This is a genomic window from Streptomyces sp. NPDC060035, from assembly GCF_042736635.1.
In the GTDB taxonomy this organism is placed as follows: Bacteria; Actinomycetota; Actinomycetes; order Streptomycetales; family Streptomycetaceae; genus Streptomyces.
In genome coordinates, this window is the sequence record NZ_JBHWVO010000006.1 from 334,487 (window position 1) to 347,847 (window position 13,361).

Consider the following 13,361-nt stretch of genomic DNA (forward strand, 5'->3'; position numbering starts at 1 on the left):
CCCTAGCGCCGCCACAGATGTTGTCAGCCTTTGGGCGGTCCCAGCTCATGGGCCGGGCCAGGTTCGACAGCGTTGTCAGTCAGGCGCTCAGCAGTGCACTCGAAGCCCGAGTGTCTGCCAGCACGCATGCGCGACCCCGCCAAGCACGTTCCGACCATGCGACCTGGATCGCCAGGTCTACGGCCCCCCGCCGCCCGCACAGCGTGGCACGGGAGCCCGATCAGCCATGGAGCGCGCACTGCCAACGCGCCAACTTCACTCTGGGGCTGGGCGCTTCAGACACTCTGTATCATTTTGGGGGATTTGATGGTGGTACGGGAACCAGCGCAGGGCTCAGCATCGACCCAGCTTCCGCACCAAGGAGCCGACTGCCCGGCGGATGCCGGAGCTCCCGCGACGTTCGGGCAATTGCTACGGGCTCACCGGATGCAGCGAGGGCTTTCGCTCGCTCAGTTCGCAGGTCGAGTGCATTTCAACCGGGGCCACATCAGTAAGGTCGAGACCGACAAGCGAACACCGTCGGTGAGTTTCGCGGAGGCTTGCGACCGGGTTCTGAACGTCGGATATACCTTCACCACCATCGCCTCAGCCCTGGAGGCAACCACTCGTCAGCAGCAAGGATGGGTCCAGCCGGCCCAACTTCCCGCAACGAAGCGTAACTTCGTCGGGCGCCGCGACTGCTTGAGCCGTCTGAACAGCCGGCTACAGGACCACGCGCAGTCCCTTGCGGTACCTGTCGCGGTCATCAACGGACCGCCAGGGGTGGGAAAGACCGCGCTGGCAGTGCAGTGGGCGCATCAAGCCGTCAGCGACGGTCACTTCGCCGACGGGCAGCTGTTCGTCAACCTCGAGGGTCCCGAGCTGGGAACCGCGGCCGCCCCGTTCGACGTTCTGGAGGACCTGCTCCGCGCTGTGGGCGTGCCCACCGAGCGCATCCCGGAAGACCTGGGCCAACGGGCCGCCACCTTCCGTTCGTATCTGCACGGCCGCGAGATACTGCTCGTACTGGACAACGCCGCGGACGCCCAGCAGATCTACCACCTGCTGCCCGGCTCACCGGGATGCGCCGTCGTGGTGACCAGCCGCTCGCGATTGCCGGGATTGTTATCCCGAGTGGACGCCGTCACTCTGCCCCTGACGGAGCTGTGCCGGCCGGAGGCCGCGACGCTGATCCGCGCGATGATCGGCGACGTGCGTGCTGACGCCGACCCCGCCGCAGTAACCGTACTGGCAGAACGCTGCGGCCACCTCCCCCTGGCAATGGTCCTGGCCGCCGAGCACATCGTGAGCCAACAGCACCGCAGCGCCGACACCCTTGCCACGGAACTCAAGACTGAGCATGCCCGGCTGAACCTGGCCGAGGGTGACGTAGTGCTCCGCACCACATTCGACACCTCGTACAAAGCGCTCGACGAGCAGAGTGCTCGCATGTTCCGGCTGCTCGGCCTGCTCCCCGGCCAGCTGATCGACGCCGCAGCTACGGCATCGACCGCGGGTTTCAGTCAGGACGAGGCGTTGCGCTTGCTTGACAGCCTCGCCAGCGCGCATCTGATCCGGCGCCAGGACGAGCGGCACTACTTCATGCACGACCTGCTGCGGGCGTATGCGGCCGACCTCGCACGGCAGCTGGACGGTGAGCCTGAGCGGGCGCAGCCGATGCGTCTTGCGGCCGACCCGGTGTCCGCGCTGGATTCGCCCGCTCTCTCGTCCCTCATCGCGTAGATCCGCACGGGCAAGGCCGTGATGAGCCCTGGAGAGTTCACCGAGGGCACGGGGACGGGAACTGCTACGCGTCCTCCGGCCAACGGCCGGCCGTCCGAAGACCGGGCGCACCCTCAGCGTTCGAGGCCGGGGCGGCGCGGGTCACGCGGAAAGTGACCTCTCGATGAGGATCGCGGCTACCTGCTCGGCCCGATCGACCGCCCGATCCACCGAACGCATGGAAACAGTGATGGAGGCGCCCTCATGAAGGATCAGCACCTGGGCGGCCAGTGCGGCGGGGTCCTTGGCGTGGGCCGCCGTCGCGAGGTCTTCCAGGTAGGCGAGGAGCCAGGCCTTCTGGTCGCGGGCGACCTCCCGGCCGGGGTGATCCTCAGGCAGTTCCACGGACGCGTTGATGAAGGCGCAGCCTCGCAGGTTCCGTTCGAGCATCCAGTCACGCAGGGCGGCGAAGGTGGCCAGGATCTTCTGCCCTGGGGGGCCGTCGTGACCGTTGACGTGCTTCACCAGAGTGGAACGCCACAGGCCGTCACGAGCGCGCAGGTAGGCGACGATGAGATCCTCCTTCGAACCGAAGCGGTCGTAGAGGGTCTTCTTGGTGACGCCTGCCTCCTCTGCGATCGCCTCCACGCCGACAGCGCGGATCCCCTGCTCGTAGAAGAGCCGGGAAGCGGTCTCCAGGATCTTGACGCCGGCCGGGGTCAGATGCTGTATGCCGCGTCGCTTGCTGCTTCGACCGGCGGTCCCGCTGCTGATAGTCACCATTGAACGGTACACCCAGCGGTATACCTGCGACAGTTGCTGTACCGGTCCGTACATCCGGAGATGAGCTGGGACCGCGGAGCAATTCCATCTCGCCGACGGGGTGAACGGGCCGACGGCGTGAAGTGGTTATTCGCGGCGACGTTCTTGGTGAATGAAGCTCCGGCCTCAGCGATATCGGTTCGGTCACTTCCGGCGCTCCTGTGGATTTGATGTGACGCTCCAGCGCCATGGGCGCGCGGCTCCCCGGGGACACAACGCGCTGTCATGCGACGCCGGTTGACACACCCCTCGCGTACGGCGGTCCAGGTTACTCGGCCCCTCCCAAACTGTCTTCCTATTTTTGACGGTGGTTCGCTGCCGCCAACCCAGCGCCTGGCCGGCTGCGCCTTCTCCTGCTGCTGGAGCGACGGTTCGCCCCACCCGCACCAACTGTTGCGGTGGAGCGGAGTTTTACGCGCGGCGCGCTGCCGGCCCGGCCGTCCGGCCTGAAGGGCTTCCCCATGGCGGCCCGCTTGAAAACAAATGGAGTTGGGCCACGACTGTTACGTCGGCGCGAATGCCGCTACCGATGCGGACACCGTATGACATGCCACTGATGGAGTAATAGGGATCCCGGGCCGTTCCCTCAGGTCACGCTGTGCTGGCCAACAGCGTTGTTGGAGTGAGATACACCGGGCCGCGTTGCGCCTGAATATAGAAATTGGGAGGGCGGATGCCCAAGGGATGCAACCCCGAGGCATACAACATCGAGGTCGTTGTCTTCGACGTCCTCGGCACCATGGTCGACGAGCCGGGCGGACTGCGAGCAGCCATGTGCAATGCGGTGCCCGCGTACGACGAGGTGGCCGTCGACCAGTTGGTTACCCTGTGGCGAGAGCATGTCGAGCACGAGCAGCAACACATCGGGGGGAGAGGCCGGGCCTACGCGAACTCGGAGGTCATCGACCGCGAGGCAGCTGAGCGGGTGGCCGGCCAAGCCGGACTCACCGACCCGGCGGCCATCGAACTCCTGGCCACGGCCAGTCAGCGCCTGAAGCCGTGGGACGACGCCCCCGCCGGCCTCGCACGCCTCGCCCAGCGATTTCCCGTACTGGGTCTCACCCATGCCAGTCGCTCGACCCTGCTTCGTCTCAACGCATATGCGGGGCTGCGCTGGCACCAGGCATTGTCCGCCGAGGACGCCAAGGCCTACAAGCCCGCGCCGGAGGTCTATCAGCTCGCGCTCGACGCGGCAGGATGTCCACCGGACCGCGTGCTGATGGTCGCCGCCCACGCCTGGGATCTTCGCGGAGCCCAGGCGATGGGTATGCGAACCGCCTACGTTCAGCGACCGGGCGGGGACCCTCCGCAGCAGACCGACTCCTTCGACTGGCAGTCGGACAGCCTGGATGAATTGGCCGCCGTGCTGACGGCTGCGTAGAAGTCCCGATCCGTCCCCGGGCGGTCGCGTCCTGCCCCGTTCCGGCCGGGGACCTCAAATAGCGAGTTGGTGCGTGATAGCGGGTGAGGCGTCGTGCCGGGCAGGTGGCATGATCCGAGTGTGGCGAACGTAGTCAATCGGGCGGGGAGATTCGTCCGCTCCTGGCCGAGCGGGGTTGCGCGGTCCCCGACCGCCCCGGCCTGCGGCTGCGGACGCTGCCGGACGTGTTTGCCTACGCCCAGGCCGAAGGCATCGAGTTGCGGCTGGACGCCACTGAGATCCAGGTCCGCAGGCCGCCGGCCAACCGCGGCGGTCGCCGTGCGTTCGTGTCGGGCAAGAAGAAGCAGAACACCATGAAGGCCACCGTGGTTGCCGACTGGCGGGGCCGCACGTTATGGACCGATGCCCTGCGACCTGGACGTATGCACGATGCCACGGCCACCCGCAACGAGGGCATCGCCGTCTGCTTCCAGCACTTCTCCGCGGTCGAGGTCCTCCTGGACGACGGCTACCTCGGCCTGAGCCGCGACCACCGCGGGCAAGCGATCACACCGCCCAGAAAGCCGTGGCCGGGAGCACTGCCCGGCAGAGTTGAACAGTGGGAACGCGACCGCCACGACCACTCGTCCGACCGCATCAGCATCGAACACGCCCTCGCCGACCACAAACGCTGGAAGCAACTGACGCGCTGGACCCACCGCCGCGACCGCCTGCCCGACACCTACCGAGCCATCGCCGGCCTCGTCTCCGACCGCACCAACAACGCCTGACAACAGGCCACGACCAAGCCAAACACGCCTCACCCGCTATCACGCACCAACTCGTTAGACGGTCTCCTACGTGGTGAGTTGGGTATGACCTGTTTATGGGTCAGGGGACTTGGAGTTGGGTTGTTCCGGACGGGCTGTGGGAGCTGGCCAGGCCGTTGATTCCGGAGGACCGGGTACGGCCGCAGGGTGGCGGCACGCAGAACACGCCTGATGAGACGCTGTTCGCGGCGATAGTTTATGTGCTGGTCAGTGGCTGTTCCCTGGCGGGCGTTGCCGCCGTGCTTCGGGGTGTCGAAGTCGACGGTGCACCGGCGGTTCATGATCTGGTCGAGAGCGGGCGTCTGGGGCCGTCTCCATGAAGCGGTTCTGCACCGGCTGGACGACACCGGCCTCATCGATGTCTCCCAGGCCCGAGCCCCGTGGAGCGAGGTAAAGCGGGTTCCAAGATGCACGTCCTGTCGGACGCGAACGGACTGCCTCTGGTCGTCGGCCTCTCCGCCGCGAACGTCCACGACAGTAGGCTCTCGCACTGAAGCCCATGGTCGAGGGCCACCAGACGAGACACGACCCCTACCGCGGAGGCTACTTCAAGCCCCGACGTCTTCATGCAGACAAGGCCTACGACGTACCTCACCTGCGGAAATGGTTATGGGGCAAGCACATTGGCGTGCGTATTGCCCGCAAGGGCATCGAGTCAAGTGAACGGTTAGGACGTCGACGCTGGGTGATCGAGCGGACCATGTCGTGGCTGTCCGGCTACCGCAGACTCAGCCCCCGCTACGAGCGCCATCCCCGCAACTACCTGGCGTTTCTCGGACTCGCCGCCGCGCTCTAGGCGTGCCACCAGGCTCCGGCTCCGCATCACCGACTGCGATGTGTGCCCGCGTGCTGCGTGTCCCAGAGCACTGCCGTTGGCCCCAGAGGTGCGTGGGGGCCCGGCCGATGGCTCTGCTCTCTCTTCACGAACTATTGTGCGGGCGGGTCGGAGCCAGCAGAGCCGACCGTAGGAGGAGAGGTCTCATGGGTCCTCGCCGGCGTGTGCACCGTCTGGGCGGTCAGCTTCTCCCCGGGCAGATGGTGTGCGTTCGGCGGCATGGACCGCGGTCTCGGCGAGTTGATCGGCGCGGACAACCTTGCGGTTGCGCAGCCAGGCCTCCAGACGCTTGGTGCCGAGCCGGCGCAGGGCGGCGGGTGTCTGGTAGCCGGTCGGCAAGGGCAGCGAGCCGTGTTGGTGAGATCCAAGGCCCGTTCCAGGCCCGGGGAGATCCCGGACAGCTGGGCCCGGAGCCGGTTGACGGTGCGGGTGGGGTGCCTTCGGCGACGAGGTCCATGCGTCGGCCGGTGAGGATTTTCAGGTCGATGACGGTCTTGTCGCCGGTGCGTAAGGGGTTCAGGTATCGCCGGAAACGGACCTGATCGGCGATGACCGCGACGCCCCTGGGTGGGCCAACCATACGAAGGGCTCGCCCGGTCCCGCAGACCAGCGTAGGGACGTTTGAGCGAGTGCCCCTACCCACGTAGGTACGCGTACTCACGCGCGGGGGGCCGTTTGATCAAAGACTGTGCACATGAGACGAATCGCTGCCTCAACCAGCACTTTCGCCCGCTCCTCGCGCCGCCCGCGGCTCACCCTCGCGATAACAGCCGTCGCTGTGCTGTCACTTGGCGCGTGCGGCACCGAGAAGGCGAACGCCGGAGGAGAGCAGAGCACGCGCGCAAGCGCCGTGGGAGGCCAGCCCGACACGGCCTTCACGGCGATGCTGGACACGCTCGCGCAGTCGTGTCCCCCGAGCGCCCCGCCAGAGGCGCCGCCGTCCGGTCCGACGGAGACACTGCCGCCCGGTTCGGTGGAGACACCGCCGAGCGACGCGATCGAGCCCATCGCCCCCACGGCGGGGCCGGAAGTGGAGTTGAACGCTCGCGACTGGTGCGCGAGCGCCCTCCATGAAGAGCGCATCGCCCAGGCGCTCTGGAATCTGGTGGATCCCACCCCCGCCAAGGTCAGGACGATCCTCAACGACCTCGGCTATGTCGACGAGCGCATCCACAACCTCAAGCAGTCCGGCGCGACCACGCGGTTCTTCCTCGACCTGCGTGACAAGGGCGGACGGCTCTGCTTGGAGGGCTCGGCCGCCGGCGAGAAGACCGTCGTCGATAAATGCGTAGCCCCCGCGAGCGGCCCGTTCACGCATGGAGATCGGAAGCAGTGACCACCATCTCGGCGTGATGGGGCCCGGCGCCACAGTCACTGAGACTTCGGCGAGATTCGCTCGAGGTGAGTGCGACAGGACACCGACCGTCCACTCCCACCGAAGCCAGTCGCCGACCCGTTCAACCCGGTCGGCACATTTCGTATCGGGAAGCAGTCCGGCGGCAGGGCTGGTCAGGTCCAGGTGCGGTCGAGGAAGTCGGCGATGAGCGGGGCGATTTCGGGGAGGTTCTCCTCCAGTGCGAAGTGGCCCGTGTCGAGGATGTGGAGTTCGGCGTCGGGGAGGTCGCCCAGGTAGGCGTGGGCGCCAGATTCGGGGAAGAACTGGTCGTTGCGGCCCCAGGTGATGAGGGTGGGCGGGGTGTGCTTGCGCAGCCATTCCTGCCATTGCGGGTAGTGCTTCAGGTTGGTGTGGTAATCGAAGGCCAGGGCGATCTGGGCTTCCTTGCGTCCGGGAAGGTCCAGGAAGTGCTGGTCGAGGGTCCAGCCCTCGGGGGCGACGAGTTCGGGATCGCTCGTGCCGCCCTCGTACTGGCCGCGCGTGGCGGACAGGGTCAGCAGGTCACGGATGATGCCTTCGTCGCCGGGGACGTCCGGGCGGAGCTCGATGAAGTCGCGGGCGCCCTGTGACAGGCCCTCTTGGTAGGCGTTGCCGTTCTGCACGACCAGGCCGGCGATCCAATCGGCGTGACGGGTTGCCAGCCGGAAGCCGACGGGGGCGCCGAAGTCGAAGACGTACATCACGAACCTGGTCAGACCGAGGTGTTCCACAAATGCCTCGGTGATGTCGGCGAGGCGGTCGAAGGTGTAGGCGAAGCCACTGGGGGCCCGGGTGTGTCCGAAGCCCGGGTAGTCCGGGGCGATCAGCCGGTACTGAGCGCCGAGTGCGTCGATGAGGCGCCGGAACTGGTGGGAGGCCGACGGAAATCCGTGCAGCAGCAACAAGACCGGAGCGTCCGCCCGGTCCGGAAGCGATTCGCGATAGAAGACCTGCACGCCGTCGACCTCGACGTAGCGGTGGACGATGCGGGGGAAGACCAGCGGCGCCATTTCACATGCCTCTCCGTCGAGATGATGCATTAGTTCTAACCGATCTCAAGCTAATGTGTCAACGTGCCCATGTATCATTAGGTGCATGGTTGATCCCACTCCACTGACAGGCGAGCCCCTGGCCATCGACCTGGTCAACACTCGCCCCGACACCGCCGACGGCCCGGTCGACCTGCTCGCCGACGTCACCCAGCTGCGGTCATGGCTGAGCCTCCAGGCTGAACGCTTCCCGGAGCCGACATCGGACGGGGCGGCGCTCACCGAGGCAGACCTGGCTGCCGTACACGCCGTGCGCGAGCACATCGCGGCCGCCGTGCACGCCGCCCGGCACGGCGAGCGTCCACCCCCGAAGGCCCTGGACGGCCTCAACGCGGCATTGCACGCCGCGCCCGCCATCCAGGAACTGGTCTGGGACGGCGGCTCAGTCACCCTCACCTCCCAGCGTCCCGGCGCACCCGGCACGCGCCTGGCCGCCCTGCTCGCAGAGGACGCGGTCGGCTTGCTGACCGATCCGGCGGTCCGCAAGGTCCGTATCTGTGAGGGCGAAGGCTGCGTGATGCTGTTCCTGCAAGCCCATCCGCGTCGCCGCTGGTGCTCGACCTCCCGGTGCGGCAACCGGGCCCGCGTTGCCCGCTACTACCGGCGCCACAAAGCCAACTGAATCCCTCGATCCGGCCTGAGGCGAGGAACGGACCCGCACGCGCCAGGAGCGGGCGACGAATACCGCACGACAGCTCGACGGTCCGTGCTGAACAATGCCCACGTGGACTACTTGATCGACAGTGTCCGGGGGGAGGACGCCCCAGCCCTTGCCCACACACTCCTGGCGGCCTGGAATCGGGACGCGGGGATCGACGAAGCATGGATCCGGGCGCATCGCGCCGACGCAGTCACCGGTGAGGGCATCGCCCAGTGGCAGCGGTTCATCCAGGAGGTCGAGCGCCAGCCCGCGCAGCGCTTCTGCCGTGTCGTGCGCCATGGGGACGAGATCGTCGGCCTCCTGTGCGGGCGCCGGGACGAAACAATCAGTCTCGGGCCGATGTACCTGCTGCAACAGGTGCAGGGCCGAGGCATCGGACGACAGTTGATGGCGGCTTTCCTCACCTGGGCAGGCGGCGCACCCATCCGCCTATGGGTCACCGCTTACAACGAGCGAGCCATCCGCTTCTACGAGCACTACGGCTTCGAAGCCACCAGCGAGCGGCACCTGTGGCGAAACAAGCTTTGGAACCTTCGCATGACCCGGCGAGCGCCGCGGAACAACGAGGCGAACCACTCCGAACGGCTCCAGGCAGGCACTTGACCGGCCGATCCGATGCTCACATGCCCGCCCACCCCGGGTTGGAAAGGGCTCACTGTGCAAGCCGAAGAGCTTCGGTCGTGACATCGACGTCGACCTGGGCCGGTGCTATGTCGCCGTATTCGAGGACGTCGCAGTCGTCGACCAGGTTCGGCAAGTCGTTCGACCAGAGGCAGCTCGTGCCCGAAACGATGGTGGATCCTGAAGGCCAGCTCGGGTGGCGGCTCGAAGAACGCCCCAAGGAGACAGAACCCCCTGGCCACGGGGACAAGGACTCGGGGGAACTCACGGGATCTCGCACGGTTGTCTGAGCACCTGGCATGGCCCCACGTGGACCGAGATGCGTCGACGACGCAGTGGTGGTTCATTGGAGTGAAGGGAAGTTTGCATCCATTTGTGATAGGAGAGGGCGATGGAAGGCTTCACGCTCGGCGAGCCCCTGGATGAGAAGGCGGAGGGATTCGCCAAGATGGCTCCGCCCGTTGTCTTTAGCACTCAGGCAACGGGTTTCGTTTCCCTGAAGACGCCTGAGCAACTTCGCGCGTGGGAAGTGATGGTGCGGCAGACCACCGGCATGGAGATCGACGCCGACACTCTCGAGGCTCGGGCCTGCGAAACAGGGTGCGGGCCGAACTGCTGCTCCGACATGTGTGACATGGCATGATATTGGCCATTTCCTTCCGAGGTGACCTGCACGCCATCGCGGTCCAGCATGCGGTGCGTAGCCGGGGCCACGAGTTCCACATCGTCGAGTGCGACGCGGTAAGCGGCAGAGCGTCCGTGACTTGGCGCTCGCACGGTGACGAAGAGGCGCATGGCGTCGGCGCCGCGACTGTCCTGACGTCCGAGGGTGTGACCGTGTCCCCGGAGGAAGCGGCGGTTCTGTGGTGGCGGCGGGCCAAGGCTGATCAGCAGATGACCGCGTCCGAGCCCGCCGCTGCCCAAGAGGTCAGGCTGGTCAACAACGACTGCCGCGGAGCGCTCGCTGGCACCCTGGCCGCCGCCTTCCAGGGTGAGTGGATCTCCCCACCTGATGCAACCGACCGGGCTTCTGACAAGGTGTATCAGCTGGCGGTGGCGCGGGATTCCGGAATCCGGGTGCCGCGGACCCTGGTCTCACAGTCACGCGAGGACGTCGTCGCGTTCACCCAGCAGGTCGGGCGGACCATCGTCAAACCCGTTGTCGGGGCCCCCGGTCCATCCCTCTATACCCGCTGGATCGAAAACCCGGAGTCGATCCCGGAGTCGTCCTTCGAGGTGTGCCCCGCTACATACCAGGAGTACATCGAGGGCCGACGGCACATCAGGCTCAACTGCTTCGGCGACCAGATGTTCGCCGCGCTCATCGAGACAGACGAACTCGACTGGCGCCCCGACCTGAACGTGCCCATATCCCGCTGGCCTGTTCCCGAGGACATCGCCCGACGAGTGCGCACGGTCCTGCACCGACTGGGTCTGCGCATGGGTGTGGTGGACCTGAAGCTGACGCCGGAGGGCGAGCCCGTATGGCTTGAGGTGAACCCGCAGGGCCAGTTCATGTTCCTGGAACCCCTCACAGACGAGCCCCTGACGCAACACTTCGCCGACTTTCTACTCTCCGCAACGCCATAGGCGGCGCTACCCGGTCTCCCTGTGGCCATCGGAGCGAACTTCCGGCAGGTGTCAGCTCGCTGGCCCAGCCGGTAAACAGCCGCGGATGGTGCCGTCCGTCAGCCCGGCCCACGCCCGCGAGCAGGAACCCGGCCAGCGCGTCGGTCTCGAACTGCTCCAGCTCCTCCGCCGAAACCGGAGCCCGCACATCGCGGGGTCCCGCACGACCGCCAGTGCCGCCAACCCGAGCCCCCTCACCTTCACCCGGACCGCAGATCGGTCGGACGAGATGAGAACGCCTCAAGAATCCCGAAGTTGCGTCACTTGGCGGGAGAGCACACCAGGAGGAGGAACCCCTGGCCACGGGGCTGGGGACTCAGCAGGGCTCAGGGAAACTCACGGGATGTCGTACAGCCCGTGTGAAGTCGAGCGAGCCGTGACCGGCCATTCCCAGAATCTTGGCGTTGTGTTCGCCTTCGTCCCAGCGTGTCTGCAGGTAGTCGAGGTAGAGGAGTACCGATCGAGCAACCCGGCCAAGTGTGGTAACAACTTCGACAGTTCAATAGAACACACGCAAAGGCTACCCATCCGGCAAACCGGGCAACTTCCGGTTCGGGATGATCTCCGGCTACGAAAATCTTGCCAGAGCAACATTCACCCGTACCCCGACACTGTTGTTCCTTGGGCCCAAGGAGACGGATTCGGTGGGCCCTCCCAGTCGAGCGACGACCGGAACCGATCGGCCGGTCTTGCCAGTTCGGCCTGGACATCCGAAGTGATCGGCAGCCGTTCCGGGGGATCACCCTTGTCCACGTCGCCGGCCACAAGACCGGTGCACTGCGGCACTTCCACGCCGTCCAACTCGGACAGCAACGAAGCCGGCCGCTCCGGGACCGGCTCACGTCCGGTTCACGACCGGGGGCCATCGTCCTTCGATCCGCCGCCGACGGCTCCGGGTCCGCCCGGCTCCATGGGCTCGCCGGGAGTGGCGAGCTGGGCAACCGCGTCGACGCCGACCACCGCGCCGGTGGACTTCCTTCCGCGTCGCAGCCTGCGCTCCAGCCACGAGGCGAACGTGGTGAGCGCGAAGTTCAACACGACGAAGATCGCCGCGACGACGGTGAAGCAAGCGATCGTGTTGGCACCGTAGTTCGCACTCATCGGGCGGACCGAGGCGAGAAGCTCGGAGAAGCCGAGCAAAGCGCCGCCGAGCGCGGTGTCCTTCACGATGACCACCAGCTGGCTGACCAGCGCCGGCAGCATCGCGGTGACCGCTTGTGGGAGCAGCACGTTCGTCATGGTCTGGCCCTTGCGCATGCCGATCGCCTTGGCGGCATCGGTCTGCCCACGGGGCAACGACAGGATTCCGGCGCGCACCACCTCGGCGAGCACCGAGGCGTTGTAGAGGACGAGCCCCGTGACCACGGCGTACAGCGGCCGGTTGTCGGGACTGACGTCGGTGAACTCCGCGTACGCCGCGTTGGCGAAGAGCATCAGGATCAGCACCGGAATGGCGCGGAAGAACTCCACGACGGTTCCACCCGCTCCGCGAACCCACCAGTGTTCGGAGAGCCGGGCGATACCGAAGAGCGCCCCGAGGGGCAGCGCGATGACCATGGCCAGCGCGGCAGCGATGAGTGTGTTCTTCAGCCCCGGCCAGATGTACGTGGACCAGGCGCGGGAGTCCGTGAAGAAGGGCCTCCATTTCGCCCACTCCAGCTGGTTCTTGTCGGTGAGGCTCTGGATCACCCACCAGATCACCAGGCCGAGTGCCATCAGGAACACGATCGTGTAGAGGACATTGCGCCGCTTGGCGCGGGGCCCTGGTACGTCGTAGAGGACGGAGGTCATCGCTTCACGGCAACCTTCTTGCTGACCCAGCCCAGGAACAGCCCGGTCGGCAGGGTGAGGCAGATGAATCCGGCCGCGAAGATGGCGGAGATGAGGATGAGCTGGGCCTCGTTCTCGATCATCTCCCGCATCAGGGCCGCTGCTTCGGCGACCCCGATCGCGGCGGCCACGGTGGTGTTCTTCGTCAGGGCGATCAGTACGTTCGCCAGCGGGCCCACGACGGAGCGGAATGCCTGGGGAAGGACGATGAGCCTGAGCACCTGGGGGAAGCTCAGACCGATGGCGCGCGCGGCCTCCGTCTGCCCGATGGGCACGGTGTTGATGCCGGAGCGCAGCGCCTCGCACACGAATGCGGAGGTGTAGGCGATCATGCCGAGCACGGCGAGCCGGAAGTTGATGGTCTCGAAGTCCTCCGCTCCGAGGCTGACCCCCATGGTCTGGAACAGTCCGAGCGAGGTGAAGATGATGATCACCGTCAGAGGGATGTTCCGCACGACGTTCACATAGGCGGTGCCGAAGCCGCGCATGAGAGGGACGGGGCTGACCCGCATGGCAGCCAGGAGCGTTCCCCAGATCAGGGCGCCGATGGCGGAGTAGACAGTGAGCTGCACCGTCACCCAGAAGGCTCCCAGCAGGTCGTAACCCTCAAGAAAGTCGAACACGATCTCCCGCACTTCCGGGTGGGTG

Annotated in this window: 11 protein-coding genes and 2 pseudogenes; 9 read left to right on the plus strand and 4 right to left on the minus strand. The window is 66.4% G+C overall.

The window, feature by feature from the left end:
• The first annotated feature begins 306 nt into the window (after positions 1–306).
• Entirely contained in the window at positions 307–1,722 is a 1,416-nt protein-coding gene (locus tag ACFWBQ_RS12870) for a helix-turn-helix domain-containing protein (protein WP_385487083.1), read from the plus strand.
• A gap of 141 nt (positions 1,723–1,863) precedes the next feature.
• On the opposite strand, the gene ACFWBQ_RS12875 is transcribed toward ACFWBQ_RS12870, so the two are convergent.
• The gene (locus tag ACFWBQ_RS12875) at positions 1,864–2,481 is read right to left on the minus strand and encodes a TetR/AcrR family transcriptional regulator (RefSeq protein ID WP_385487085.1); all 618 of its coding nucleotides are present in this window, start codon (positions 2,479–2,481) and stop codon (positions 1,864–1,866) included.
• Positions 2,482–3,196: 715 nt separating this feature from the next.
• Here ACFWBQ_RS12875 and ACFWBQ_RS12880 point away from each other — a divergent pair.
• From ACFWBQ_RS12880 to ACFWBQ_RS12895, 4 genes and pseudogenes are all read left to right on the plus strand, one after another.
• Positions 3,197–3,904 (plus strand): haloacid dehalogenase type II, encoded by a 708-nt coding sequence (locus ACFWBQ_RS12880; protein ID WP_385487087.1) that lies wholly within the window; start codon positions 3,197–3,199, stop codon positions 3,902–3,904.
• 143 nt (positions 3,905–4,047) lie between these two features.
• Positions 4,048–4,674, plus strand: a pseudogene (locus ACFWBQ_RS12885) (transposase family protein); the annotation flags it as partial.
• A gap of 95 nt (positions 4,675–4,769) precedes the next feature.
• Positions 4,770–5,509 (plus strand): annotated as a pseudogene (locus tag ACFWBQ_RS12890) (IS5 family transposase).
• 733 nt (positions 5,510–6,242) lie between these two features.
• Positions 6,243–6,884 carry a hypothetical protein gene (locus ACFWBQ_RS12895; RefSeq protein WP_385487089.1) on the plus strand — a complete coding sequence of 214 codons (642 nt, stop codon included), beginning with the start codon at positions 6,243–6,245 and terminating at the stop codon, positions 6,882–6,884.
• A 173-nt stretch (positions 6,885–7,057) separates the two neighbouring features.
• Here the strand turns inward: ACFWBQ_RS12895 and ACFWBQ_RS12900 are convergent, their stop codons facing one another.
• Complete coding sequence (locus ACFWBQ_RS12900) at positions 7,058–7,933, minus strand: alpha/beta fold hydrolase (protein WP_385487091.1); 876 nt, start codon at positions 7,931–7,933, stop codon at positions 7,058–7,060.
• Positions 7,934–8,018: 85 nt separating this feature from the next.
• Here ACFWBQ_RS12900 and ACFWBQ_RS12905 point away from each other — a divergent pair, with 85 nt between their 5' ends.
• The 4 genes from ACFWBQ_RS12905 (at position 8,019) to ACFWBQ_RS12920 (ending at position 10,844) form a co-directional block, all read left to right on the plus strand.
• Positions 8,019–8,594: a CGNR zinc finger domain-containing protein gene (locus ACFWBQ_RS12905; protein ID WP_385487094.1), complete on the plus strand. Its 576-nt coding sequence runs from the start codon at positions 8,019–8,021 to the stop codon at positions 8,592–8,594.
• Positions 8,595–8,696: 102 nt separating this feature from the next.
• Positions 8,697–9,236: a GNAT family N-acetyltransferase gene (locus ACFWBQ_RS12910; RefSeq protein WP_385487096.1), complete on the plus strand. Its 540-nt coding sequence runs from the start codon at positions 8,697–8,699 to the stop codon at positions 9,234–9,236.
• Positions 9,237–9,645: 409 nt separating this feature from the next.
• On the plus strand, positions 9,646–9,897 hold the full coding sequence (locus tag ACFWBQ_RS12915) for a hypothetical protein (RefSeq protein WP_385487098.1): 252 nt from the start codon (positions 9,646–9,648) through the stop codon (positions 9,895–9,897).
• Positions 9,894–10,844, plus strand: a complete 951-nt coding sequence (locus ACFWBQ_RS12920) for a RimK family alpha-L-glutamate ligase (protein WP_385487100.1) — start codon at positions 9,894–9,896, stop codon at positions 10,842–10,844. The genes ACFWBQ_RS12915 and ACFWBQ_RS12920 overlap by 4 nt, the downstream gene beginning before the upstream one ends.
• 888 nt (positions 10,845–11,732) lie before the next feature.
• Here ACFWBQ_RS12920 and ACFWBQ_RS12925 read toward each other — a convergent pair.
• Complete coding sequence (locus ACFWBQ_RS12925; RefSeq protein ID WP_385487102.1) at positions 11,733–12,674, minus strand: amino acid ABC transporter permease; 942 nt, start codon at positions 12,672–12,674, stop codon at positions 11,733–11,735.
• Positions 12,671–13,336 (minus strand): amino acid ABC transporter permease, encoded by a 666-nt coding sequence (locus ACFWBQ_RS12930; RefSeq protein ID WP_385487195.1) that lies wholly within the window; start codon positions 13,334–13,336, stop codon positions 12,671–12,673. The genes ACFWBQ_RS12925 and ACFWBQ_RS12930 overlap by 4 nt, the downstream gene beginning before the upstream one ends.
• Positions 13,337–13,361 lie beyond the last annotated feature (25 nt).